General features: G+C 65.5%; 1 protein-coding gene. It reads right to left on the bottom strand.

The features are described from left to right. On the bottom strand, positions 1–397 hold a 397-nt coding region (locus tag KIP88_RS46170), incomplete at both ends, for a DUF1522 domain-containing protein (protein ID WP_214494677.1).

The raw sequence follows: 397 nt of genomic DNA, 5'->3' as shown, positions 1-397 counted from the left end.
GGCCGATGTGGTCGCGTTGGCTCCGAGATAGATGATCGAGTTGCCATTGCCGTCGCTCGCGATGTTGCCAGAAACGCCATAGCCGGCCGGCAAAGTCGCCGCCGCCGCCGCACCCGCCTTGAAGCTGATGGTTTTGCCATTGACGGTAAAGCTCTTGCCGTCGCCGAATTGCGTGGCGGCCGCGGTGCTCAAGGAGCCGGTCGCGCCATAGATGGTGGTGGCGGCCGTAATAGCCGCTGCCGAATTGTCGGTAACGTTCGACCCAGCCCTGGTTCCCGCCGTGCCACCGAGCGTGGTTGTGCCGGTTGCCGCCGTCACGCCACCGGCTGTACCGTCGAACAGCACGTTGGAGAGCGCGGTTGCGCTGGTGAAGGTCGTGGTGCCGCGCAGGTCGGTG

The sequence above is a fragment of the Bradyrhizobium sp. SRL28 genome (genome assembly GCF_018596315.1).
Lineage (GTDB): Bacteria > Pseudomonadota > Alphaproteobacteria > Rhizobiales > Xanthobacteraceae > Bradyrhizobium.
This window is presented reverse-complemented; position numbering and strand designations above follow the sequence as displayed.